This is a genomic window from Desulfurivibrio dismutans (assembly GCF_029210385.1).
Taxonomy (GTDB): domain Bacteria; phylum Desulfobacterota; class Desulfobulbia; order Desulfobulbales; family Desulfurivibrionaceae; genus Desulfurivibrio; species Desulfurivibrio dismutans.
Window position 1 is genome coordinate 155,304 of record NZ_JARGDQ010000001.1, and the last position, 24,737, is coordinate 180,040.

Annotated in this window: 23 protein-coding genes; 8 read left to right on the forward strand and 15 right to left on the reverse strand. The window is 62.0% G+C overall.

Annotated elements, in window-relative coordinates:
* The first annotated feature begins 30 nt into the window (after positions 1–30).
* From rplQ to hgcB, 7 genes are all read left to right on the forward strand, one after another.
* Complete coding sequence (gene rplQ, locus P0N66_RS00760; RefSeq protein WP_275802038.1) at positions 31–429, forward strand: 50S ribosomal protein L17; 399 nt, start codon at positions 31–33, stop codon at positions 427–429.
* A 367-nt stretch (positions 430–796) separates the two neighbouring features.
* Complete coding sequence (gene thiS, locus P0N66_RS00765; RefSeq protein WP_275802039.1) at positions 797–1,018, forward strand: sulfur carrier protein ThiS; 222 nt, start codon at positions 797–799, stop codon at positions 1,016–1,018.
* A 1-nt stretch (position 1,019) separates the two neighbouring features.
* Positions 1,020–1,793, forward strand: coding sequence for a thiazole synthase (locus tag P0N66_RS00770; RefSeq protein WP_275802040.1), 774 nt, complete (start codon positions 1,020–1,022; stop codon positions 1,791–1,793).
* Complete coding sequence (thiH, locus tag P0N66_RS00775) at positions 1,786–3,024, forward strand: 2-iminoacetate synthase ThiH (RefSeq protein ID WP_275802041.1); 1,239 nt, start codon at positions 1,786–1,788, stop codon at positions 3,022–3,024. The genes P0N66_RS00770 and thiH overlap by 8 nt, the downstream gene beginning before the upstream one ends.
* A gap of 217 nt (positions 3,025–3,241) precedes the next feature.
* Complete coding sequence (locus P0N66_RS00780; RefSeq protein WP_275802042.1) at positions 3,242–4,531, forward strand: IMP cyclohydrolase; 1,290 nt, start codon at positions 3,242–3,244, stop codon at positions 4,529–4,531.
* Between the two features lie 83 nt (positions 4,532–4,614).
* On the forward strand, positions 4,615–5,754 hold the full coding sequence (hgcA, locus tag P0N66_RS00785; protein ID WP_316244673.1) for a mercury methylation corrinoid protein HgcA: 1,140 nt from the start codon (positions 4,615–4,617) through the stop codon (positions 5,752–5,754).
* Between the two features lie 11 nt (positions 5,755–5,765).
* Complete coding sequence (gene hgcB / locus P0N66_RS00790) at positions 5,766–6,047, forward strand: mercury methylation ferredoxin HgcB (RefSeq protein ID WP_275802044.1); 282 nt, start codon at positions 5,766–5,768, stop codon at positions 6,045–6,047.
* On the opposite strand, the gene P0N66_RS00795 is transcribed toward hgcB, so the two are convergent.
* The 15 genes from P0N66_RS00795 to P0N66_RS00865 all read right to left on the reverse strand — a co-directional run bounded on the left by P0N66_RS00795 (position 6,036) and on the right by P0N66_RS00865 (position 21,826).
* Positions 6,036–7,589, reverse strand: a complete 1,554-nt coding sequence (locus P0N66_RS00795) for a Ni/Fe hydrogenase subunit alpha (protein WP_275802045.1) — start codon at positions 7,587–7,589, stop codon at positions 6,036–6,038. The two genes, hgcB and P0N66_RS00795, sit on opposite strands and share 12 nt — an antisense overlap.
* 141 nt (positions 7,590–7,730) lie before the next feature.
* Positions 7,731–8,261, reverse strand: a complete 531-nt coding sequence (locus P0N66_RS00800) for an NADH-quinone oxidoreductase subunit B family protein (RefSeq protein ID WP_275802046.1) — start codon at positions 8,259–8,261, stop codon at positions 7,731–7,733.
* A gap of 145 nt (positions 8,262–8,406) precedes the next feature.
* Complete coding sequence (gene hoxU / locus P0N66_RS00805; RefSeq protein WP_275802047.1) at positions 8,407–9,132, reverse strand: bidirectional hydrogenase complex protein HoxU; 726 nt, start codon at positions 9,130–9,132, stop codon at positions 8,407–8,409.
* A complete protein-coding gene (locus P0N66_RS00810; RefSeq protein ID WP_275802048.1) occupies positions 9,129–11,078 on the reverse strand; it encodes a NuoF family protein in 1,950 nt (649 codons plus the stop codon). The genes hoxU and P0N66_RS00810 overlap by 4 nt, the downstream gene beginning before the upstream one ends.
* Complete coding sequence (locus P0N66_RS00815; RefSeq protein WP_275802049.1) at positions 11,075–11,707, reverse strand: NAD(P)H-dependent oxidoreductase subunit E; 633 nt, start codon at positions 11,705–11,707, stop codon at positions 11,075–11,077. Before P0N66_RS00815 ends, P0N66_RS00810 begins: the two co-directional genes overlap by 4 nt.
* Positions 11,708–11,839: 132 nt before the next feature.
* Positions 11,840–13,645 (reverse strand): DEAD/DEAH box helicase, encoded by a 1,806-nt coding sequence (locus P0N66_RS00820; protein ID WP_275802050.1) that lies wholly within the window; start codon positions 13,643–13,645, stop codon positions 11,840–11,842.
* A gap of 244 nt (positions 13,646–13,889) precedes the next feature.
* Positions 13,890–14,273, reverse strand: coding sequence for a type VII toxin-antitoxin system MntA family adenylyltransferase antitoxin (gene mntA / locus P0N66_RS00825; protein WP_275802051.1), 384 nt, complete (start codon positions 14,271–14,273; stop codon positions 13,890–13,892).
* Positions 14,270–14,683, reverse strand: a complete 414-nt coding sequence (gene hepT, locus P0N66_RS00830) for a type VII toxin-antitoxin system HepT family RNase toxin (protein ID WP_275802052.1) — start codon at positions 14,681–14,683, stop codon at positions 14,270–14,272. The genes mntA and hepT overlap by 4 nt, the downstream gene beginning before the upstream one ends.
* Before the next feature lie 240 nt (positions 14,684–14,923).
* Positions 14,924–15,934, reverse strand: a complete 1,011-nt coding sequence (locus P0N66_RS00835) for an NAD-dependent 4,6-dehydratase LegB (RefSeq protein ID WP_275802053.1) — start codon at positions 15,932–15,934, stop codon at positions 14,924–14,926.
* Positions 15,935–15,953: 19 nt separating this feature from the next.
* The gene (locus P0N66_RS00840; RefSeq protein ID WP_275802054.1) at positions 15,954–16,655 is read right to left on the reverse strand and encodes an acylneuraminate cytidylyltransferase family protein; all 702 of its coding nucleotides are present in this window, start codon (positions 16,653–16,655) and stop codon (positions 15,954–15,956) included.
* Positions 16,652–17,716: a nucleotidyltransferase family protein gene (locus P0N66_RS00845; protein WP_275802055.1), complete on the reverse strand. Its 1,065-nt coding sequence runs from the start codon at positions 17,714–17,716 to the stop codon at positions 16,652–16,654. Before P0N66_RS00845 ends, P0N66_RS00840 begins: the two co-directional genes overlap by 4 nt.
* 77 nt (positions 17,717–17,793) lie before the next feature.
* A complete protein-coding gene (neuC, locus tag P0N66_RS00850) occupies positions 17,794–18,984 on the reverse strand; it encodes a UDP-N-acetylglucosamine 2-epimerase (protein ID WP_275802056.1) in 1,191 nt (396 codons plus the stop codon).
* An 8-nt stretch (positions 18,985–18,992) separates the two neighbouring features.
* The gene (neuB, locus tag P0N66_RS00855; protein WP_275802057.1) at positions 18,993–20,018 is read right to left on the reverse strand and encodes an N-acetylneuraminate synthase; all 1,026 of its coding nucleotides are present in this window, start codon (positions 20,016–20,018) and stop codon (positions 18,993–18,995) included.
* On the reverse strand, positions 20,015–20,653 hold the full coding sequence (locus P0N66_RS00860) for an acetyltransferase (protein WP_275802058.1): 639 nt from the start codon (positions 20,651–20,653) through the stop codon (positions 20,015–20,017). The genes neuB and P0N66_RS00860 overlap by 4 nt, the downstream gene beginning before the upstream one ends.
* Positions 20,654–21,826 (reverse strand): LegC family aminotransferase, encoded by a 1,173-nt coding sequence (locus P0N66_RS00865; protein ID WP_275802059.1) that lies wholly within the window; start codon positions 21,824–21,826, stop codon positions 20,654–20,656. It lies immediately after the preceding gene.
* 68 nt (positions 21,827–21,894) lie between these two features.
* Between P0N66_RS00865 and P0N66_RS00870 the strand changes: the two genes are divergently transcribed.
* On the forward strand, positions 21,895–24,711 hold the full coding sequence (locus tag P0N66_RS00870; RefSeq protein WP_275802060.1) for a 6-hydroxymethylpterin diphosphokinase MptE-like protein: 2,817 nt from the start codon (positions 21,895–21,897) through the stop codon (positions 24,709–24,711).
* Positions 24,712–24,737 lie beyond the last annotated feature (26 nt).

Genomic DNA, 24,737 nt, shown 5'->3' on the forward strand with positions numbered 1-24,737 from the left:
TTCATAAGCGGTCTTTACGAGGAAATAATCATGCGACACAATAAAAGCGGCAATCGCCTCTCCCGTACCACTCCCCACCGTCAAGCGATGATTCGCAACATGGTGACTTCACTCCTCCAGCATGAGCGGATTGTGACCACCACCGCCAAGGCCAAGGAGGTACGCAAGGTGGCTGACAAGATGATTACTCTGGGCAAGCGCGGAGATCTGCATGCCCGGCGCCAGGCTCTGGCCGTGGTCCGCGACAAAAAAGTCGTGGCCAAACTCTTTGACAGCTTGAGCCAGGAGTACAAGGAGCGCCCCGGCGGTTATACCAGGATTATCCGCACCGGCACCCGGCTGGGCGATGCCGCCTCTATGGCCATCCTCGAACTGGTAAACTACCAGGAGAAGGAAGATCAGGTTGCAGACGTTGCTGCGGCTGAATAGGACTCAATGCGGGATATGATAGGGCAAGCCTGCTTGCCCCCCTTATAGGATGACAAAAGCCGGCAGCGACTGCCGGCTTTTGTTGTTTCAGGGGTAAGCGGTCTCGTGGCACCGCATTTTGCGGTGATTAAGCTGGCTCACGTACTGATTTGCGCATGCCGTCTCGCTTCTCGCAACCTGTGGCACCCCGTGACCGTTTGCCGGTAGCCCCCTGTGATCCGTTACTTTCAGGGTATTGACCCGGGGGCAGGAACTCCTGGCGCCAAGCGGTTGTCCCAACTGGTGTCACCTTTGCCGGTGTTTTTGGCTTTGCCTGGTTTATCATTTTTCTGGCATCGGTCTCTCTCTCTCTCTGGTTCGGTTAATTATGGAAGATTCAACTGCTAATTTTACCATTACCTGCAACGGCCGGCCGCGCCATGTGGCCCGTGGTACCACCGTTGCCGTCCTGGTTCAAAAGCTGGGGTTCGACCCCCGGCAAGTGGCGGTGGAACTGGACGGCCGGGTGTTGAGCCGGGAAGAACTGGCGGCCACCGAGCTGAAGGTCGGTGCCAGGTTGGAACTGATTCGTTTTGTGGGAGGAGGTTGAGATGCTGAATATTGCCGGCCGGAATTTTCGTTCCCGGCTTTTTACCGGCACCGGCAAGTTTGCCTCGGCTGCCGTCATGCGGGCGGCCCTTGAGGCTTCCGGCAGTGAAATGGTGACCGTGGCCCTGCGCCGGGTCGATCTGGCTGATCCCGCCGATGATATCATGGCGGTACTCGATCGGGAGCGGTTTTTCTTTCTGCCCAACACCTCCGGCGCCCGGGATGCCGCCGAGGCCGTGCGCCTGGCCCATCTGGCCCGGGCGGCGGGCGGCACCAACTGGCTTAAACTGGAAGTTACCCCCGATCCCCGCACATTGTTGCCCGATCCTGTGGAGACGCTCAGGGCCACCGAACAGCTGGTGGCCGAAGGCTTTGTGGTGCTGCCCTATATTAACGCCGATCCCATTCTGGCCCTGCGCCTGCAAGATGCCGGGGCGGCGGCGGTGATGCCACTGGGTTCACCCATCGGCACCAACCAGGGTGTTTTGACCCGTTTCCAGGTAGGCATTATCATCGAGCAGGCCAGGGTGCCGGTGGTGGTTGACGCCGGCCTGGGAGTCCCCTCCCATGCGGCGGAAGCCATGGAGATGGGGGCAGATGCGGTACTGGTCAATACCGCCATTGCGGTCGCCGCCGATCCCGTCAAGATGGCCCGGGCCTTTGCTGCTGCGGTGGAGGCCGGTCGCTTGGCCTACGAAGCCGGACCCGGCGAACAGCGGGAACAGGCCGAGGCTTCCTCACCCGGGCAGGGGCTTGATTTCCTCCGTGATGAATAACGTAACCTTATCCAAACCCCAGGGCGATTTGGCTGGTAACTCCAAAGTGACCGGTGTCGGGGCCAAGCCTGTCGCCCCTTTTGCCGGAGCCGACCCTAAAGCTTCACCGCCCTTCACTCTGCCTGATTTTAACGAATTGCAGGCCCGCATCACTGCCAGTACCCCGGCGGATGTAGAGCGAGCCTTGCAACGTTCTCGCCGCAGTTCCGCCGACCTGGCCGCACTGCTCTCTCCGGCGGCCGAACCCCGTTTGGCGGAGCTGGCCGCCACCGCAGGGCGGATCACCAGGCAGCGGTTCGGCCGGGTGATTCAACTCTATGCCCCGCTCTATCTGTCCAGCTATTGCGCCAATCGTTGCCTTTACTGTGGCTTCTCGGTGGACAACCAGATTCCCCGCCGGGTTCTGGATCTGGCGGAGGCGGAAAAGGAAGCTTTGATTCTGGCTGAGCGCGGTTTCAGCCATATCCTGCTGGTGACCGGTGAGGCTCCGTCCCGCCTGGGGGTTGACTACCTGGCTGAGTTGGCGGGGAGGCTGCGCCACAGCTTTGCCTCCATCTCCATTGAGGTTCAGCCCCTGGCCATGGCGGACTATGCCCGCCTCTTTGCCGCCGGTATAACCGGGGTGGCGGTTTACCAGGAAACCTACGATCGGCAGACCTACACCCGGGTCCATGTAGCCGGCCTCAAGGCCGATTATGACCGTCGGCTGGAGATTCCCGCCCGGGTAGCCATGGCCGGTATGCGGGAGGTTGGCCTGGGCGCTTTGCTGGGCCTGGCCGACTGGCGGACCGAAGGCCTTGCCCTGGGGTTACATTTGGCCTATTTGCGTAAGCTGGCTTGGCGTACGGCGGTAACCGTTTCTTTTCCCCGTTTGCGGCCCGCCACCGGCAGCTTTGCCCCGTTGGTGCCAGTCAATGAAAAAAATCTCAGCCAGTTGCTCTTTGCCCTGCGACTCTTTGATGAAGATGTCGGGCTGGTGCTTTCCACTCGTGAAGAGGCCCGGTTCCGCGACGGCATGATCGGCCTGGCCCCCACCCGCTACTCCGCCGGCTCCTGCACGGTGCCCGGCGGCTACGGTGATACCGGCGCCACCGGCGAGCAGTTTTCCATCGGTGACCAGCGCAGTATTGAAGAGGTGGCCGCCGCCATCCGGGCCAAGGGCTTCGACCCGGTCCGCAAAGATTGGGACCCGGTGTTCCAGGAAACCGACAACCGGGCCACAGCCGGATAAGCTTGCCAAGATGCTGATTCTTTGCTAAACCTTGTCGGCGCCGCAAAAATCAGCGGTGTCGACCGGGCGTGCTTGGTAACTACCTGTTTGCTCTTTACCGACCGATATATTTGACGCGTTTTCCGAGGTCATCAGTTTAACCGGCTGAAAATCGCGCCCTGTTTTGCCGTTTATGCCCCTTTCACCAACATAAAGTACTGCAAGGAGGAGTCGATCAATGGCCGATCTGAAAAAGATGTACACCACCATCCTGGGCGATCATTTTCCCATGGACATGACCATCACCTTCGGTGACCAGACCCTGGTTTACCGCAAGCGCACCTGGAAACTGACCCAGGATGACGGCAGTGTCGACGAGCGCGGCATCCGCTACGGCGAAAACCCCGACCAGGAGGCGGCCCTCTACGAACTGGTGGGCGGCAACCTGACCCTGGGCGACTGCCGCTTCATCGAACCGGGCCACGGCCTGGTCAGCGGCATTAAAGCCGAGGATATGCTGCAGGTGGGCAAGCACCCGGGCAAGATCAACCTCACCGATATCGACAACGGCCTCAATATCATCAAGTACCTGATGGACCGCCCGGCGGCGGTGATCCTCAAGCACAACAACCCCTGCGGCGCTGCCTACGGTAAAGACCTGGCCGACGCCTTCAACCGGGCCAATCGGGCCGACCGCATCGCCGCTTTCGGCGGGGCGGTGGTGCTTAACCGCCCCTGCGATAAGGCCACCGCCGAACTGCTGAGCGGCAACTACCTGGAGGTGGTCTGCGCCCCGGAATTTGATGACGGCACCCTGGAGATTTTAGGCCAGCGCAAGAACCTGCGGGTGGTACGGATCGACCGCCTCGACCGGCTGGCCGACTTTGAAAAGTTTCGCTTTGTCGACTTCAAAAGCCTGATCGACGGCGGGCTGATCGTCCAGCAGTCGGCGGTTAACTCCATCCGCAGCGAGGCGGACCTCAAGCCGGCGGTGGCCACCTGGAAGGGTGAGGAGTACAAGGTGGAACGCGAACCCGACGCCCGGGAGATCGACGACATGCTCTTTGGCTGGGCGGTGGAGCACGGGGTGACTTCCAACTCGGTGATCTACGTCAAGGATGGCTGCACGGTTGGTATTGGCACCGGGGAACAGGACCGGGTGGGGGTGGCGGAAATCGCCGTCCACAAGGCCTATGTGAAATATGCCGACCTGCTCTGCTTCGACACCCACGGCATTCCCTACGCCCAGTTGGCCCTGGAGATTCAACAGGGCAAGCGGGACCAGGCCCAGCAGGAGGCCATTGATGCCAAGACCAAGGCCGACCGGGCCGGACTGCCTGGCTCGGTGATGATCTCCGACGCCTTCTTCCCCTTCCGTGACGGGGCCGATGTCGGCATCAACCAGGGAGTCAGCGCCATCCTGCAGGCCGGCGGCTCGGCCCGCGATTTTGAAACCATCGTCGCCTGCAACGAGGCCGACCCCAAGGTGACCATGAAGTTTACCGGCCAGCGTTCCTTCAAGCACTAAATAAATGCCAGGCCAGGCCTGGCTTCAGAATTAGATTATACCTGCAACTTGTCTTCGGGCGAGTTTGCAGGTATATTTTTTTTATGTCCACTCCTACTCCGTTGCCCATGGCAGCACCACCACAGAATCCCGGCCAGCAGGTCTGTTGAGGGCCTGAGCGGCGGCCCCGGGAGGGTCGCTCACCTTTTCAGCAGCCCTTTGTCAGCGGTGAACTGGCCACCCCCATCGGGGCGGTGCCGCAGGTGGCGGCCGCCCTTTCCCGGCGCGACCGGCTGGGAACCCTAATGGTCCGCTGCGGTCTGGGGCGGATGAACTACCTGGTGGAGCCGGGGCTTTACGCCCTGGGATCACCAGGGGCCGAGTCGCCGGTGCTGGTCGGCGCCAATTACAAACTCAGTTTCGATCATCTGCGGCGTGCCTTGCCCGGGCTGGCCGCCTGGATCCTGGTGCTGGACACCGGCGGCATCAACGTCTGGTGCGCGGCGGGCAAAGGCAGTTTCGGCACCGCCAACCTGGTGCGGCAGTTGCAGATAAGCCAGCTGGCGGGGCTGGTCAGTCATCGGCAACTGATTGTGCCGCAACTGGCGGCGCCGGGGGTCAATGCCCGCCTGGTGGCCAAGGAAATCGGTTTTCAGGTGCGCTTCGGGCCGGTGGAGGCCGCCGACCTGCCCGCCTACCTGGCCGCCGGCGGCCAGGCCACCGCCGCCATGCGTCGCAAATATTTTCCCTGGCGGGAGCGGGCGGTGTTGATCCCGGTGGAACTGGTGCAGAAGCTGCCGTGGTTGTTACCTTTGTGGCTGCTGCTGGGTTTGCTCGGCTGGCTGGCTGGGCCACCCTGGCGTACTTTGGCTGTCCTGGCGGCCATGGCCTTGCTGCTGGCGGTGCTGGCCGGTCAGGTGCTGACCCCGCTGCTGCTGCCTTGGTTGCCGGGTCGGGCCTTTGCTGTCAAGGGTCTGACCGCCGGGCTGCTGTTGGCCCTGGCGCTGCTGGGGCCGCTCGCGATGGGCTTTGACGGTGCCAGCCTCGCTTTGTCGGGGCTGGATCTCCTGGCCTGGCCGTTGCTGATTGGTGCCCTGGCTTCCTACCTGGCCCTGGAGTTCACCGGCGCTTCCACCTATACCTCGTTGTCCGGGGTGAGAAAAGAAGCGAGGTTGGCCTGGCCGTTACAACTGGCCGGTGGTGGTCTGGCGGTGGTGCTGCTGCTGGCCGGTCGTTTGCTGTGAGGTGGGGGAGGATGAAAAAACCGGCGGACTTTCTTTACCTGGCCGGGGTCAGTACCCTGGAGTTTTTTCCCGAAATCTGCGTGGGTTGCGGTACCTGCCTGGAAGTCTGCCCCCATGGCGTGTTTGTCCCGGACCCGACGACCCGGGGCAAAAAAGTTCGCCTGTGGGAGGCCGACGCCTGCATGGAGTGCGGTGCCTGCATGCACAATTGCCCGGTGGGGGCCATCCAGGTGGAGATCGGCGTTGGCTGTGCCCAGGCGGTATTACGCGGCGCCGGGGAGTCATGCTGTTAGTTTGCTTTCCACTTTGTCGTTGTCTCTGGTCAGTTGCCCGATAAGTTCCCCGCCGGGGCGGCGCAGTTCCACCGCCAGGGGCATTTGCCCCAGGGCGTGGGTAGAGCAGCTCAGGCAGGGGTCGTAGCAGCGCAGTACCGCTTCGATGCGGTTGAGCAGTCCTTCTCTGATGTTCCCGTTTTCCCCGATTTCTCCAACCGTCGCGCCGCCGGATTGCCCCCTTTTCTCCCCGGTTCCCGCCGGCCCCTCGCTTCCCGTGTTATCTCCCGGATCGCCATTAATGAAGGCCCGGGCCGCCTGCTGCAGCCCCTGCTGGATGGCCAGGCTGTTGTGGCCGGTGGCGATCACCATGTTGACCGCGCTGATCCGCCCCTGCTCGTCGATTTGGTAATGGTGGATCAGCGTCCCCCGCGGCGCCTCGCAGATTCCCACCCCTTCAGGGGCGTTGGCCCCGGCGGTGGCCCGCACCCGGGGGTCGTAAATGGTGTCGTCGGCCAGTAGAAGCTCGATTTTTTCCAGACCGTGGATGATTTCGATCAAACGGGCGTAATGGTAGTGAAATGAGCTGGTCACCGGGCCACCCGGGGCCAGTTCCTTGAAGCCGGCCAGGGCCTGGTCGGCCCGGGGTGTGCCGCAGCTTGCGGCGGCGTTGAGGCGGGCCAGGGGGCCCACCCGGTAGAGGCCGTCATCGGGCCCCAGGGGGCGATAGTAGGGCGATTTGAGATAACTGTCCGGCTCGCTCTGTTCCGCCAGGTGGCGGTGGTAGTGCAGTGCTTCCGGTTCGTTGAACAGCTCCCGGCCCTGCTGATCGACCAGGCGCAGGGGGCCGTCGTAGTATTCCAGCCGACCCGCCTCTCCTGCCAGGGCCAGGTAGCCGCTGGGAAAGTTGGCAAAATGGGCTATCTCTGCTGTAAAATTCGGCAGCACCTCCTGCAGTCGCTCCAGGTTGTTTTGCGCTGCTGTGAGCATGGCCGGCAGTTCGGCCCGGATCGCCGCGGCGGTCTCCCGGCTCAAGGGCCGGCTGACCCCGCCCGGCACCACCCAGTCGGGATGAATCCGCTTGCCGGCCAACCGTTCAATAAGCTGCTGGCCGAAGCGGCGCAGGGCGATGCCGTCTTTTGCCACCTCGGGCCGGGCGGCGGCCAGGCCGAAGAGGTTGCGCTGCTCGGGGGCGGCATCCATGCCCAATAACAAGTCAGGGGAGGCCAGGTGAAAAAAACTTAAAGCGTGGGACTGTACCAGTTGGCCGTAGTTGAGCAATTGGCGCAGCAGCCTGGCCGCCGGGGGGATGCGCACCGCCAGCAATTCATCGCAGGCCTTGGCCGAGGCCAAAAGATGGCTCACCGGGCAGATGCCGCAGGTGCGGGCGGTGAGCGAGGGCATTTCGGCAAATGGCCGCCCCACGCAAAAGGCTTCAAAGCCCCGCAACTGGGTGACATGCAGGCGGCAGTCCTCAACCCGGCCCTGATCGTCCAGGGTGATGGTGATGCGGGCATGCCCCTCGATGCGGGTGACCGGGTCGATGGCGATGGTGGTTGGCAATTTTTTCCCTCATCGGCGGTAAAGTGATTGGTTTTTGCACCAGGTTTTACGGCCCCCGTCCAGGTGCGATGCGACGTTGACGTTGCCCGGTTTGCCTACGGATTTGGTAATTTTTCACCCGGGCCGTTCCCCGCCGGCCTGTTATCCGAACTTAAGGGTCGGCAGCTCGGACAGTTCCCGCCCTTCCAGCACCGCCGTCAGGGCCCGAACGATGGCCGCCGCCGGCGGCGGACAGCCGGGCAGGAACAGGTCCACGTCGATTACCCGGTGCAAAGGCAGGCTGTGGGGCAGCAGCGGGGGAACATTGCGAGTGGGCGGCCCGGCCTCTCCCTCGGCCTGTTGCCGATAGACCAGGTCCAGCAATTCGGCGTTGTCCAGTCGATTGCGCATGGCCGGCAGGTTGCCGTTGCAGGCGCAATCCCCCAAGGCCACCACCAGGTGGCTGCGCGCCCGCACCAGTCGCGCCTTGGCTTCATCCTCGGGGGTGCTCACCGCTCCTTCCAGCAGGGCCAGGTCCACCTGTTCGGGAAATTCCTTACGGTCCACCAGGGGGCTGTAGGCCAGTTCCAGCCGGGGCGCCAGTTCCAGCAGCAACTCATCCATGTCCAAAAAGGACATGTGGCAGCCGGAGCAGCCGTCCAGCCAAATGGTGGCCAGGCGTAGTCGCTTCATTTGTAACCCCAACAAAGTGTTGATTTAACGGGCTGTAAACGAACAGCCGTGCCCCAGATTCGGGCAAGCAGCCAAGCGCCGCGTACCCCCGCGTACGTAAGCTTGACTGATCGTCCGAAGGTGGGGTGCGGCTGTTCGTTTACCTTCATTCCCCGGCCTCCTCTTCCCTGCGCATGGCGGTCAACAGCGGCAAATGGAGGTGGCGCTTGACCATCTCGCCGGCCGACTTGCCCTTTTCAAACAAAGCCCCGGTGGGACAGACCTGGACACACTTACCGCAACCGGTGCAACTTTCCGCCTCGCCCCAGGGTTGATTAAGATCGCTGATGACCATCGCCTGCAGCCCCCGGCCCATGACATCCCAGGTGTGGGCCCCTTCGATCTCGCCGCAGACCCGCACACAGCGGGTGCAGAGCACGCAGCGGTTGCGGTCCAGGCCGAAACGGGGATGGGAGGCATCCACCTCCCGGCTGGGGTAAAGGGCCGGCACCTCCAGATGATCAACCCCCAGCTGCAGGGCCAGTTCCTGCAACTCACAGTGGCCGTTGACCACGCAGACGGCGCAGATGTGGTTGCCCTCAGCCAGCATCAACTCCAGGATCAGCCGCCGCTGGCGGCGCAACTCGGGATTATCGGTGGTCACCTGCATCCCTTCCACCGGGTGGGTTACACAGGCCGGCAGCGGGCGGGGTGCACCGGCTATTTCCACCAGGCAGATGCGGCAGCCGCCCACCGGGTGCAGGCCGTTGAGGTGGCAAAGGGTGGGAATGTAGATCCCGTTTTCCCGGGCCACCTCCAGGATGGTCTGCTCTTCGCGGGCGCCGCAGTCCCGCCCGTCGATCTGCAGGGTAATGACCCGCCCGCCGCTCATGCTTCCTCCTCGCCAGCCAGCAACTCAACATATTCCCGGCGGAAAAACCGCAGGGTGCTGAGCACCGGGTTGGCCGCGCTCTGGCCCAGGCCGCAGAGGCTGGTTTGCTGCAGCAGATGACAGAGCTCTTCCAGCTGCGTCAGGTCCGCCGGGCGGCCCTCGCCCCGACCGATCTTTTCCAGCAGCAGCAGCACCTGCTTGGTGCCCACCCGGCAAGGGGTACACTTGCCGCAGGACTCCTCGACGCAGAACTCCATGAAGAACCGGGCCACGTCCACCATGGCGGCGGTGTCGTCCATGATGATCATGCCGCCGGAACCCATGATGGAACCTTCCGCCTGCAGCGATTCGTAATCCACCGGCAGGTTGAAGTGGGCCGCCGGGATGCAGCCGCCGGAAGGGCCGCCGGTCTGCACCGCCTTGATGGCGCCGCCCGCTTCGTCCGGGGTGCCGCCGCCCATTTCATTGACGATTTCCGTTAAGCTGATCCCCATGGGCACTTCGATCAGGCCGGTGTTCGCCACCTTGCCGGCCAGGGCAAAGACCTTGGTGCCCTTGCTTTTGTCGGTGCCTAAAGAGGCGAACCAGTCGGCGCCGCGGTTGATGATGGCGGCGACGTTGGCGAAGGTCTCGACGTTGTTGATCAGGGTGGGGCAGCCCCAGAGGCCGTGTTCGGCGGGGTAGGGCGGCCGGGGGCGGGGCTGGCCGCGACGGCCCTCGATGGAGGCCAGCAGGGCGGTTTCCTCGCCGCAGACAAAGGCCCCGGCCCCAAGTCTGATCTCCACCTGGAAATTGAAGTCGCTGCCGCCGATGTTGCGGCCCAGCAGCCCCTGTTTTTCCGCCTGCCCGATGGCCTTGCGCAGCCGTTCCACCGCCAGCGGGTACTCGGCCCGGACATAGATGTAGCCAAAATCGGCCCCCACCGCGTAGGCGGCGATGGCCATGCCCTCCAGCACCCGGTGGGGGGCGCTTTCCAGCACGCTGCGATCCATGAAGGCGCCGGGGTCGCCTTCGTCGGCGTTGCAGATCACATACTTGCGCGGGCCATCGGGCCGCTCCGCCTCACCGGCGCTCTGGCGGCCGCTGCCGGCGTGGCCCTGCCCGGCCTGGGGCACAAAAGCGCTGGCCTTGGCCACCGTCGACCATTTGAGGCCGGTGGGGTAGCCGCCACCGCCCCGGCCCCGCAGGCCGCTGCGGGTGATTTCATCGATAATTTCGGGGGGGCGGCGATGATGCAGGCAGTCCAGCAGGGCCAGGTAGCCGTCTGCGGCCAGGTAGGATTCCAGCCGTTCCGGGTCGATATTCTCAAACTGATCCAGCACCACCTTGACCTGGCGTTTAAAGAATGGCATGGCCGGGTCACATATTTTTTGGGCCAAGGGGTGGTCGCCGGTGGCGGGGGCTTGGGCAGAAGTTTGAGTGGAGTCTTGAGCGGAGGTTTGCTCTGCGGTGGTTGCCGGCGGCGCGGCAGCGGCCGTCGGGGAAGCCGGAGCTGCGGCCAGGGTGGCGATCAGGGTCGGGGCGTCGTCCGGGGTCAGTTGCTTATACAAGAGCGCGGATTCAGCCCTGGCCGAAGCCCCGGTGGGGCGGTCGCTCGAGGCATCGGTCGTAATATCGGCCGAATCATCAGGCGAAGCATCGGGTAAATTAGGTGCCGAAGCAGTTGGCGAAGCATCGGCCGAAGCAGCAGTTGATGTTTCGGTCGGGGGCGGGTTGGTCTGTACCCAGACCAGCGGCCCCCGGGAGCACAGCCCCATGCAGCCCACTCCCTCGACCCGCAGGTTCATCTCCGGCTTGTCCGCCGCTTCCTGCTTGATGGCCGTCAGCACTTCCCGGCTGCCGCAGGAGAGGCAGCCGCTGGCGGTGCAGACCCCGATCCGGTGCCGGGCGTGTTGCCGGGCCTGAAGCTCTTCTGCGGCAATACGTTGCAGTTCTTCCGGGGTCATGTACGAGCCTCCCCGGCCGCTGGCGGCCCTTTTGTTGCGGTAGCCGCCGGGCGCTCCTCTTCACGGCCGTTTAACCGGGCCAGTTGCCGGTTGATGGCGCTTCCCTCGGCCTGGCCCTGCACCAGGTCGTCGATCACCACCGCCGGGGCCTGGCCGCAGGAGCCCACGCAGCGGGCGGTGAGCAGGGACAAACGGCCGTCGGCGCTGGTCTCACCTGGTTGCATTTGCTGCTCGCGGCTGATCGCCTGCAGCAGCCGGTCGGCGCCCTTGATATAACAGGCGGTGCCCAGGCAGACCACGCAGGTATGGCGGCCCTTGGGCTTGAGGTGAAAAAAATGATAGAAGGTGACCACTCCGTAGATCTTGCTCAGAGGCAACTGCATGGTGGCGCCTAAGGCTCGCATGGAGGCGTCATCGATATAACCATAGGAGCGCTGGACGGCGTGCAGGGCCTCAATCAAACCGCCGGGGCGGTAGCCGTTGCGGCGCATGGCGGCCTCCACCGGGCGCCAGCGTTTGTCGCTGGCATCATGCTTGGGGGTATTTGAGGGAGTGCATTGGGGGATGTTAGGGGTGGCTGCCTGGTCGGTGTCGGCAGGCCCGGAAGAAGCAGAAGCAGCGGGTGGCATATTTCCCTCCCGGTAAGGCCGCCGGCGCTTTTTCGGCTTTGGCGGCGGATCGAGTGATGGTTTTTCCAGCTACAACGAGCCTGGAGAAACCATCATAGCACGATCCCGCCCTAAAAGTGAATGGCTAATCTTTTACCGGCGTTTGCCCTTGCGGTGTTCGGTCCTGGTGGGGTGGGGGTAGCGCCGTACCCCGGTACGGGGCTTTAAGGGTTTGCCGGGGCGGCCGCCGGGCCCGGCTTTGGCTCCGACGCCCTCGGGCAGCGGTTCGCCGTCGGGGCGCAGCTGCAGCTGGCGGCTGCGGACCCAGACCTTTTCCAGGTGCCGCACCACCGGCAGGGGCAGATCGGGGGGCAGATCCACCAGGCTGAAAAAATCGTAAATCTTGATGGCCCCGATATCGCGGCTGCTAAGGTTGGCCTCGTTGGTGATGGCGCCGACGATATTGCCCGGCTCCACCCCGTGCTGGCGGCCCACCTCGATGCGGTAGCGCCGCCACTGGCCGGGATCACCGGCCCGCTTCCGGCCCCGGTCATCATCGCGTGGAGCCCGCTCCCGCTGGCGGAAGCCGCCGGGGGCGGCAAAATCTTCGTCCCGCTCCGTCGTCTGGCGTTCCGGTTCAGCCGGGGCCTGCAGGGGGCGTTCCTGCTGGAGCAGCCATCCCAGCGCGGCGGCGATCCGCCGGGGAGCGACGTCGTATTCCTGCTGGTAATCGTCGATCAGTTCCTCGAAAAACTCCAGGTCCTGTTCGGCCATCACTTCGTTGATTTTTTCCTTGAACTGGCTGATCCGGCGGTCGGTGATATCCTGGCGGGTGGGCAGGCGGATGGGGGCGATGTTCTGGCCGGTGGCCTGTTCGATGGCCGCCAGCAGCCGCCGCTCACGCGGGGTGACAAAGATGATCGCCTTGCCCTGGCGCCCGGCCCGGCCGGTGCGGCCGATGCGGTGAATGTAGGATTCGGTGTCGTAGGGCACGTCGTAGTTGATCACGTGGGTGATCCGTTCCACATCCAGGCCCCGGGCGGCCACGTCGGTGGCCACCACGATATCCAAAGCCCCGCTTTTGACTTGCTCGACGGTTTTTTCCCGCATCTGCTGGGTCATGTCGCCGTTTAAGGCGGCAGCGGCAAAACCGCGGGCCTCCAGCTTTTCCGCCAACTCCACGGTGGCCACCTTGGTGCGGACAAAGACCAGCATGGCCTCGAACTCCTCGGCCTCCAGCAGGCGGGTCAGGGCGTCCAGCTTGTGCAGCCCCTTGACCGCCCAGAACTGCTGGTTGATGGCGGCCATGCTGGCGGTGGTGCGCTTGATGCTGATCTCCACCGGGTTTTTCAGGTGCCGGTGGGCGATCTTGCGCACCGCCGGCGGCATGGTGGCGGAAAACAGCGCCACCTGCCGCTCCTTGGGGGCGTGCTGCAAAATTTGCTCGACGGCGTCGATGAAACCCATCTTGAGCATCTCATCGGCCTCGTCCACCACCACCGCCAGCAGGCGGTCCAGTTTGAGGGTGCCCCGGTTGAGGTGATCCTGAATCCGGCCGGGGGTGCCGACGATGACCTGGACCCCGCGCTGCAGCCGGCGCAACTGCTGGCTCATGTTCTGGCCGCCGTACAGCGGCAGTACCTGGAAGCCGGGTAAATGGCGGGCAAAGCTCTGTATCGCCTCGGCCACCTGCAGAGCGAGCTCTCGGGTGGGAGCCAGCACCAGCAGCTGGGGATATTTCTTTTCGACATCCAACTGGCTGAGCAGGGGCAGGGCAAAGGCGGCGGTCTTGCCGGTGCCGGTCTGGGCCTGGCCCAGCAGATCGCGGCCGGCCAGCAGCGGCGGAATGCTTTCGGCCTGAATGGGGGTCGGGGTTTCAAAGCCGAGTTCATCCACCGCCCGGTGGATGGCCGGGGCCAGGGGCAACTGGGCAAAACTGAGAATGTCGGAGGTAGTCATGGTAGCCTTAAAAGTGTGGTGAGGGGTAGAAGAGGAAAATAACTGTAACAGCACATGATACTTTATTTTTCAGCAATAGAGAAGCGGAAAAGGCGCCGGGCGCCATCGAGGAATTGGCGGGCCGCAACGATTTTACCCCGGTGGCCCGGCCCGGTCGCAACCGCTGCGAACATCTTACCCACCGCCGGGTTTACCGTCCCTGGGAAGCTATGAAGGGATCGACCGGGGGGCGCTACTCAGATTGTTAGGCGCCGATTATCGCCAACCGCTGGCTTTTGAAGTCGATGGCCTGGTGCAGGGTGTCAAGCTCGAATTTTTCCCTGGCTGCCGGTTCCTGCTCGTGGAGGAGGATGCCTTGGCGCACCACTTCGTCCAACAGCAAAATGGGGGCGGTGTTAAGTACCAGGATGTCGATGTCGTTGCGCCCCAGGGACCGGCAGAGATCGGCCTGCAGATCCAGTTTGGCGATAAAGCACTCCTCCGGGTCGCTGGAGCGGCAGTGAATGGCAATATCCAGGTCGCTGGCGGCGGTGGCCTCTCCCCGGGCCGATGAGCCGAACAGGTAGGCAAAGGAGATGCGGTGGCCATAGGTACGGAGAATTTGCTTGATTTCGTCCGGGGTGTTCATTTCAAGTTCAAAGCCCTCTCCACCTGTTCCAGGTAGCTTCTGACATCATCCGTTTTGGCCAGTACTTGACGACAAATAATGACTGCCTCGATTTTTTCGTAATCATGGGCCAGGAAGTTGCGCAGGCCGGCAATGTGGGCGAAATCGTAGGCAAAACCCCGTTCCAGCACTCCATTTTCGCCAAGGATATCGAAAGACTCATGGTATGACTGGGGCAGCCGCAGGCGTTGCTTTTTGATCACCATCTCCGCCAGGGTAATGCAACTGTCAGTCAGCAAATAGAGGTAATGGAGCATGGCGCCCCGGTAAACGGGATCCGCGACAAAGCGCTGTTCGCATTTCTCCCGCAGAGCTTCGACCTGGTTCAGATGTTCGCGAATGCGCCCGATTTTTTGTTTGATCAATTCCATTGTTGTTTTCGCCCCGGTCTGGCGTGACCATAACCGTCATACCGTTTTGGCATCCTATTCTCCGCACTCTAACGGCTGCCGCCGGTGAAAGCAAGCCGGTACCTGCTCCGCCTCCGTGAGAAAAGTCAGAATTTTTCCCTGGCTGCCGGTTCCTGCTCGTGGAGGAGGATGCCTTGGCGCACCACTTCGTCCAACAGCAAAATGGAGGCGGTGTTATTATCTTCTGCCTCCAGGCAGCGTTTACAGGTTGTAAAGCTGGGCCTTGTAGCGGGCCAGGTTGGCCGGTTCTTGGAACCAGGCGGCGGTTGCTGTCAGACCTTTTTTCAGGCCCTCGCGGCCGCCGTATTGGGGTTGCCAGTTAAGCAATTCCCTGGCCTTGCGGTTGTCCGCCCAAAGCCTTTCCACCTCGCTTTTTTCCGGGCGTAGACGTTGTTGGTCCAGGTCCAGGTCGATTTCTTGGCCCATTACTTCGGCGATCAACTGCACCGTTTCGCCGATGGAAATCTCAAAATTGCTGCCGATATTAACCACCTCGCCCACTGCCGCATCGGCTTCCGCCATGGCGATAAAACCCTGTACCGTATCATCCACGTAGTTGAAATCCCTGGTGGGGTGCAGGGCGCCCAGCTTGATTTGGCGCTGCCCTTGGGCGATCTGGGTGATAATGGTGGGGATCACCGCCCGGGCCGATTGCCGTGGCCCGTAGGTGTTGAAGGGCCGGATCACCGCCACCGGCAGGTCGAATGAACGATGAAAAGAGAGGGCCAACTGGTCGGCGCCGATCTTGGTGGCGGAGTAGGGCGACTGCCCCTGCATGGGGTGGTCCTCGGTGATGGGCACAAAAAGGGCGGTGCCGTACACCTCGCTGGTGGAGGTATGCACCACCCGTTCCACTCCCAACTCCCGGGCCGCCTGCAGAATGTTCAATGTACCGGTGATGTTGGTTTCCACGTAGGTGGCCGGGGAGTGATAGGAATATGGAATGGCGATCAGCGCCGCCAGATGCAGCACCACATCGCAACCCCGCATGGCCTCCTTGACCCCGTGGGGATCGCGGATATCGCCGGCAAAAACCTCCAGTTGATCGAGAATCTCCGGCGGAGAGCTGTCCAGCCAGCCCCAGGAGTTGAAGGAGTTGTATAGTACAAAGGCTCGAACCTGACGCCCCTGGCGTACCAGTTCCTCAACCAGATGCGAGCCGATGAAGCCATCGGCCCCGGTGACCAGAATTTTTTTGTTTTGCAACTTCATGTTTTGCCTTTTTCTGCCTTTAACGGGTCATTGGTTGGTTTTCCAGTATTGCCTGAACAAGCTTGAGATCAAGCTCGGTGTCGATGTCCAGTGAACGCTCCTTGGGCATGGGGTGGGCTATTGTTTTCCGGTCCAGAAAGGTATGGTTTTGTTTGAACCATGCGGTGTCAGCTACATATACCGCGCCGTTGAGCACGAACGATGGCCTTAGATCCTGGCGGCGGGTGGGAAAATCCCAGGTTCCCAGTACCGGCTCCAAGCGTTGCTGCCCTTCCAGATAAAACATCCAGGCCGGGTTTTTGTCGGTTTCGGTTACGGAAACACAAGCGGGAGCCTCGCTCTGGTGGCATTTTTCGATACATTGATCAATGTCCCTGGCCTCCCTCAGCGGCGAGGTGGGCTGCAAAAGCACCAGGTAGTCATATTGCCGGCCAAGATTGTCGAGGGCATGCAGCAAGGCCGCGCTGGTGGGCGCTTCATCCCCGGCCAACTCCACGGGGCGGACGAAAGGAACTTCGCAACCCCACTGCTTGGCGGTGGCGATAATTGCCTCATCCTCGGAGGACAGGACAACCCGGTCGATAAAATTTGACCGCTGGGCAGCTTCAATGCTCCAGGCCACCATTGGTTTGCCGGCCAGTTCCAGGATGTTTTTGCGGGGCAGGCCCTTGGAGCCGCCCCGGGCGGGGATAACGGCCAGCACGCTTTTAGTGCCAATCATTCTTTTGGTTCCGCGAAAAAGGTGCCGAATTCTCCCTGTGCTCGCTCAAAATCGGTCATGTGGCCAATATCCAGCCAGTATTCCCGCAGAGGGAAGACCGCAGCTTCCTGCTTATTTTGCAGTACCGTGTCGAACAGTTGCGGCATGTCGAAAAAGGTATCGGCGGGGATGTATTCTAGGATTTTGGGTTCCAGCACATAAATGCCGGCATTGATAAAAAAACTTTGCACCGGTTTTTCGGTGATGTTGGTCAGGCGATGTTTTTCCACGTTGACCACGCCGTAGGGTATCTGCAGGTCGTACTTGTGAACGCACATGGTGGCGGCGGCCCGGTTGTCGGTGTGAAAGTCCAGCAACTGCTGGAAGTTGACCTTGGTCAGGATGTCGCCGTTCATCACCACCAGGGGCAGAGTTGGTTTTTCCGGCAGCAGGCTCAAGGCGCCAGCGGTGCCCAGTTTCTTGTCTTCATGCAGGTAGTGGATTTCGACGTTCCACTTAGAGCCGTCGCCGAAAAACTCTTCGATCATCGAGGCCTTGTAGTTGACCGAAAAATAAAAACGCTGAAAGCCGCACTCAATGAAACTTTCTAAAATAGTCTGTAATACCGGCTGGCCGCCGACATTAAGCAACGGTTTGGGACAGTCCTTGGTCAAAGGCCCCAGCCTGGTCCCCAGCCCGCCGGCCATCAACACCACCGGGTTATCCTTGGCGGCCGGTTTGAGCAGGTTATCCAGCACCTGCAGGCCCACCACCCGGTTTTCTTCGTCAACCAGAGGCACCCTGGTAAATTTCAGCAGCCGCATGGCCACCAGCATGTCCTTGCGGCTTTCGTTGGCCCGAAAGGTGGTGGGTTGCCGGTTCATGATTTTTTCCACCGGTTCGCCCAGATCCCCTCCCTTGAGGATGGCTCGGCGGATATCGCCGTCGGTGACGGTGCCCAGCAACACCTGGTTTTCGTCCACCACCAAGGCGATCTGCATGGCGGTCTTGTCGATCTGCCGCATGGTTTCCAGAATCGGCAGGGTGGGGGGCACCAGAATGTCTCGCCAGTCCTTGTTCATGGACGGTCTCCTTAAAATGCTATTTGGATTAGTCTAGTCATGAATAGACCAATCTAGTTTTTTCAGTGGCTGATTTTCTAAACATTTCGAAATTCGATGGGCAAATCATAAAATTCTTTTTTCAGAATTCCGGTCAGATCAAAAATTTTTACAGTTTCTGCGATCTTCTGGCTGGTGCCTGGTTTTTCGTAAGGGTTGGCAATGTTGGCCGCCTTTTGTTGCAGCTCTTTAGACAAGACTTGGCGCAGGGCGGTGGTGATGGCGTTTCGGTCCGGGGCGCAGTTCAGGATACTGGCGGCCTGTTCCCGTCCCTTTTGCCGATCGCCGACATTCACCGTGGGCACTTGCAGGCTGGGGGCCTCGATGATGCCGCTGGAGGAGTTGCCCACCACCGCCCGGGCCAGCTTCATGGCGCTGAGGTAACGAACCTGGCCCATGGAGGTGAAGGCGTGGGCGCGGTCGGGATTGGCGGCGACGTAATCGTCGATCATGCGGTTGATGATGCGGCCGTCGGTGTCGGCGTTGGCCTTGGTGAAAATCAGGGTGCATTGGGGAAATTCCGCCATGGCGGCCAACAGCTCGCCGAATTGTGCCTCGGCAGTTTGCGTTTCCAGGGTGGTGGGGTGAAAGGTGATGAGTAACAGATTTTCCCCCAGCAAAAAACCAAGAGAGTGTTCCAGCTCCTGCCGGTCCAGCAGCTCCAGTGACTGAATGTTTTCCACCCCCAACGCACCCACGTTAAACACCCGCTCCGGTGATTCGCCCAGTTGAATAACCCGCTGGCGGTATTTTTCGGTGCTGGTGAAATGAAGGTGGCTGAGCTTGGTAATCGCATGCCTCAGGGAGTCATCCATGGCCCCCACGGTCTGTTCCCCGCCGTAAAGATGGGCGATGGGCACGCGGCTCACCAGAGCGGCGGCGGCCATGGCAAAGGCCTCGTAGCGATCACCCAAGATCAGGATCAGGTCCGGTTGCTGGCGGGCCAGAGCTTCGGCGTAGCCAATCAGGCCCAGGCCCATGGATTTGCTGATTCCCGTCGGGGTGTCCGCGCTGACCAACATCTCCACCTTTTCGTCGATGGTAAAGCCGTCGTCCTCGATCTCCCGGGCGGTATAACCGAACTCCGGGGCCAGGTGCGAGCCGGAGACAATGGTTTGCAGGCTCAGGCCGGGATCGGCGGCGATTTGGGTCATCACCGGGTGCAACAGGCCGTATTCCGCCCGGGTGCCGGTGAAGATCGCTATTTTTCGGGCTGCTGCCTGGTTCATTGGCTGAATCATTCCTTTATAAGGGTGATCAACTCGTCTTGGTCGAAATCCCTGCCCGCAGTTTGCCCCAGCATTTCATCCCAGCGCATGGGCGAGATGCCGCCCCCCGGCCGTTTGACGGTCAGGTTCTTGGCGGTGAACTGCTCACCTTTTTTGATATCCCGGGCGGCGACGATGCTCTTGCGGGCCACGGTTCGATTGGGCAGCTCCGAGGGGCCGGGCCTTTTAATGCCGTCGCCCAGGGCCTTTTCGATATTGCGGATGGCCCGGACCATGGCCCGCAGTTCGTCTGGTTCCAGGCTGGCTTTGTGGTCCGGGCCGGGCAGGGTTTTGTCCAGCGTAAAGTGCTTTTCCACCACCTTGGCGCCCAAAGCGGCGGCGGCGATGGCGGCCTCGATGCCTTCAGTGTGGTCGGAGAATCCCACCGCTACCCGGCACTGTCGGGCGATGGTCGCCATGGCCCGCAGATTGACCTCCGCCATGGGGGTGGGATACTCGGTGGTGCACTGCAAGACGGTGATCCCCTCGCGGGTGGTGCCGGCCTGTTCCAGGGCCGCCAGCGCCGCCTCTACCTCTTCCAGATCGGCCATGCCGGTGGAAAGAATAATTTTTTTCCCCAACCCACCGACCTTGCGCAGATAGGGCAGGTTGGTGATCTCACCTGAGGGAATCTTGAAGATCTCCAGACCCAGGCTCGCCAGGAAATCGACGCTTTTCAGGTCAAAGGCTGTGGAGAGAAATTCAATGCCTTGGCTCTGGCAGTAGCCGTGCAGAACGACAAACTGTTCCTCGGACAATTCCAGCCGCTTGAGCATCTCGTATTGGGACTCTTCCCCCCCCGAGTTGCGCTGCTGGTAGGCTGCCTTGGGGGCGTCGCGGGCCACCAGGCTCTCCGCCTTGAAGGTCTGGAATTTGACCGCATCGGCCCCGGCCGCCGCCGCCGCGTCGATCAGCTTTTTGGCCAGCTCCAGGTCACCGTTATGGTTGACCCCGGCCTCGGCGATAATGAATACGTGGTCTTCGGGATTTTTCATGCTTGCCCCGGTTGTTTTGCTGCTTGCGGCGGCTTGATTACCGAGCCGGCGGGAAGGTCATGGTAGATACTTAAACCGGCGGCGATAAAGGTGCCTGCCCCGATCCGGCGATACTCACGGATCATGCTGCCGCTGCCGACAAAACTTCCTTCTCCAATCTCCACCCCGCCATTAATGAGCGCCCCGGTGGCGATATGGCAGAAATCGCCGATCACGGCATCGTGTTCCACCAGGGCGTGGGAGTTGATAATGCAGTGGCGGCCCACTCTCGCCCCGGCATTGACCGTGGCGCCGGGCATAACGATGCTGCCTTCGTCCACCTTGGCATGGCGGGAAACATAGGCCCTGGGGGAAACAACGGTGGCCGCCTCGCCCCCGGCCTGTCGCAGGCGTTCTGCCAGGGCCACTCGCAGCGCCGGGGTTTTTATTTGCCCCACGCTGATCAAGAAAAGATGCTCGTTGGCCAGGGCGGCAATTTTTTCATCGCCGCCCAGCACCGGACAATCTAAAATTTTCTCTCCTGCCGTCAATGCCGGGTCCAAAATCCCCTCAATAGTATACTGTCCCGTCTGCTCAACCACGTCGATACACGCCTTGCAGTGGCCGCCGCCGCCCAGCAGGATCAGCTTATTCATCTACACCGCCTCCGGTGTTCTTTGCCGGTTGAGTTGGCGTACGCTGCTGGGCAGGTTGATCAGGCGGTCGGCCAACCAGTTGGCGGTGGTCAGGTTATCGGTCTGGCAGTCGTTATACATGGGCAGGGTGTTAAGCAAATCCCATGCCGGGCGGCAGAATATTTTTTCCTTATGGCAGGCGGCCAGCAACCGGTCCCGTTGCTCCCGGTCGCTGGTCAGCAGGGCGTTGAGCCAGTAGTTGGAGCGGGCTTCGGCCGGTTCCCGGATAAATTCCAAAGCGGGAACGGCCACCAGGATTTTTTCGTATTCCGCCGCCAGTTCCCGCTTGTCTGCAAGGAAAGCCGGCAGCATCTCCAGTTGGGCGCAACCCAGGGCGGCGTTGAGATTGGGCATCCGGTAGTTGTAGCCCGCCTGGTCATGGCGGTATTGCCAGGGGTGGGGAATTTTGGCGGTGGTGGTCAGGTGGCGCACTCGGTCTGTCAATTTTTTGTCATGCCCAACCACCATGCCGCCGCCGCCGCAGGTGATGGTCTTGTTGCCGTTGAAGCTGTAAATCCCCAGATCGCCGAAGGTGCCGCAGTGGCGCCCCCGGTACTTGCTGCCCAGGGCCTCGGCGGCGTCTTCCACCACGGCGATGTGGTGGCGGCGGCAGATGGCCACCACCTCTTCGATCCGAACCGGATGGCCAAAGGTGTGCATGGGCACGCAGGCGGCAATCCGCCGCTGAGTGGCACGATTATAGCATGTGTTGTCGCGGCAGATGGTGTGGGTGGTCAGAAAGTCTTCCAGGGCCGCCGGGCTCAGGCCCAGGGTGTCGCGCTCCACGTCCAGGAAGATGGGCCGCGCCCCACAATAATTGATGGCGTTGGCGGTGGCCACGAAAGAGAGCGGCTGGGTGAGCACTTCATCCTCCGGTCGCACCCCCATCGCCAGCAGGGCGGCATGCAGGGCGGCGGTGCCGGTGACCGTGGCCACGGCATAATCGGCTCCGGTAAAGGCGCAAATGTCCTGCTCAAAGCGTTCGACAAAGGCCCCCACCGAGGAGACGAAGGTGGAATCGATGGCCTGGGTGGTGTACTCTTTTTCCCGGCCGGCAAAAAGCGGCTCATGCAGGGAAATGGCTTCCCGGCCAGGGTAAAGGGTGCGGATTTGCTTGATAAGTTCGGAAAACATGGTTTTTTATACCGCTATTCAGTCGCCTGTGCAACCACAGATAAAACGAAAACGAGGGAGTAAGGTCAATGAGCCAGGAAAACGTCAGCAAAACCACGTCGGCAGCGCCGGATCAGGATAATGGCGGGCAAAATCCCGATGGGCACAGCCATTATGAACAAAACCTGGTCCTGCTGCGGGAAAATCATCCCCAAGTCTGGCAGGCGGTGCAGGATTACCGGCAGGAAGCGCCGGGCCGCGTCGTGCCTGCCGCCGACGGCTGTCCCAACCTGGTTCTGCCCGGTTCCGACGGCGGAGAAATCTACTTCCATGACCGCCGGGACACCAGCGCTGAATTGGCCAGCTACTACGCCCTGGTGCCGGAAGGGGCCACCGGGGTGGCGGCCTTTGTCGGCATGGGCCTGGGGTATACCCCGGTGGCCATGCTCGCCGACCGGCCCCAACTGCGCCACCTGCTGGTGTTTGAGCCGGAAACCGGCCTGTTCATTCAGGCCCTGAAAAACCGTGATCTTACAACCCTGCTCACCGACCCCCGGGTGCGGCTGGCGGTGGGGCCGGAAATCGAGGTGGAGGCGGTGCTCAGCCCCCTGGCGCGGGTGCTGCAACTGGAAAGCATCCACGTGCTGCAGCACGCTCCCTGCTTCCGGGCCTTCCCGGACACCTACCGTCGGATGCACGAGCGGGTGTTCAGCATCGGCAACAGTTTCAACCTGGGCGGCAACACCACCATGGCCTACGGCGCCAAGTTCATCGACAACCGCCTGCGCCACCTCACTGCCATCCAGCACCAATGCCTGCTGGAGCGCCTTAAAGGCGCCTTTGCCGGGGTGCCGGCCATCCTGGTCTCCGGCGGGCCGTCCCTGGACAAAAACATCCACCTGCTGCCTCAAGCCAAGGACAAGGCGGTGATCATCGCCGTCGATTCAGCCCTGCCGGCCCTTATGGCGCACGGGGTAACTCCGGATTTCACCGGCTGTATCGATATGGTGGACCTGGTGCTGGAAAAGGTGATCGACGTTGCCGACCAACCGGTGGACACCGCCCTGGTCTGCAGTTCCTGGGTCAACACCAAGGTGCCCAAGGTTTTCCCGGCCCGCCAGGTACACTGGACCTTCACCGGCAAGAACATGGAAAAATGGATCAACAACCTGTTGGGCGGTAAGCTGACCACCTCCGGGGCCGCCACCGTGGCCCAGCTCAACTTCACCGCCGCCGTCATCCTGGGCTGTTCACCCATCATCTTTGTCGGCCAGGACCTGGCCTACAGCGATGATAAAAGCCATGCCGGTCATACCTCGCTGGCCATCGGCGGTGAACATGCCGCCAAATTGACGGCTTCTAAAGATTCAGTGATGGTAGACGCCTACGGCGGCCGGGGACAGATCCGCACCAGCCGCTCCTTTCTGGGCTTCAAGTACACCTTCGAGCAGAACATGGCCACCTTGCCGCAATTTCACTTTATCAACGCCACCGAGGGCGGGGTGCGGCTGGAGGGTGCCGAGGAAATGCCCCTGGCCAGGGTTGTCGAGCAGTTTTGTACCGCCCCCCGTGAGGTCGCTACCACCATCAAGGCCGCCGAGCAGGGCGACAGCACCCCCCGCCGTCGTCGCCTGCTGGATGAGTTCGGCCGTACTTTGAAGGAAACAGCCCGGGTGGAAAAAGACCTGGCGACCCTCGATCGCCTGGTGGTCAAGGTGGAGCCGGAGATTGAAAAAATGCGGCAACAGCAGGCGCCCTGCGGCAAGTACGACCTGCTGCCCCGGGAACTCAAAAAACCAATCCGGGAGCTGGACGAGGTCAACCAACGGCTGGACGGCACCCGCCTTTGGGGCCTGCTGGATGAGGCCACCATGGAGGGCCTGCGCCTGAGCGACCGCCTCAACCACGAGTTGTCGCAACTGGCCGGTGACCCGGCACGGTACCTCGACTGGCTGGCCAAGAATATGGAACGTTTCCGGGTGATCAACCGCTTCCGCCGCCGGGTGCTGTCGCCCTTTGCCGATCGGCTGCGCCAGGTTCACGAACATCTCAAGCGGGAGGGCTTTCTGCTGGATAAACTGGCCAAGGCCCAAGCCGGCGGCAAGGGTAAAGGCAAAGGCAAGAACAAAAGCGCCCCGGCCGGGCCCGGGTTGGGGGAACTACTGGAGCTTTATTACCAGAGCGGCGACCTGATGCTGCTGGAGAAAACCCTGGCCGCCCACGGGATTGCGCCGCCCAGCACCGCCGATACTGAGCATGACCCGGCGGCCGACGATGCTGCCCCGGCCCCGGCCGAGACCGCGCCCCCCGCCCTGGCGGCCTTTTACCACGGTGCCATCGCCGCCCACCGTTCGCTGTTCGACCGGGCCGAGCAATACTTTGCCGCCGCCGAGCGGCAGGACCCCGCCCTGGGGGAAAAGATCGTCGCCTGCCGTCGGGCGCTGGCCGACCATTATATTGATGCCGGCCGTTACTTTAAGCAGCGCAACCCGGCGGTGGCCCGCCGCCTGTGGCTGAAGGCGGCCCGTTTCAGCCCGGCGCTGCCGGAACTGGTGAAGCAACTGGGCAAAGAGGTCAAGGAGGCCGAATTCCAGCTCCAGCTGGCCGACCTGGCCTTCAACCGCCAGGAATTTCCCGCCGGAGTGGCGGCCCTGGACCAGGCCGTGGCCTTGGACCGCGACTGCGCCCGCAACTGGGAGACCATCGGCGACACCCTGCTGGCCGCCGGCCAGGCCGAAGACGCCCTGGCCGCCTACGAAAAATGCTTCACCGCCCTGCCTCAAGCCGTGGAGGTGCTCAAGAAAATCGGCGACTGCTACCAGGCCCTGAACCAGCCCGAAGCGGCCCTGGAGGCCTACCAGCAACTGGCCCAACGCCTGTCGGGGTCGGGAACGGAGTCGGTTTAGAGCCCGATTTGCCCGTGGTTATCGCG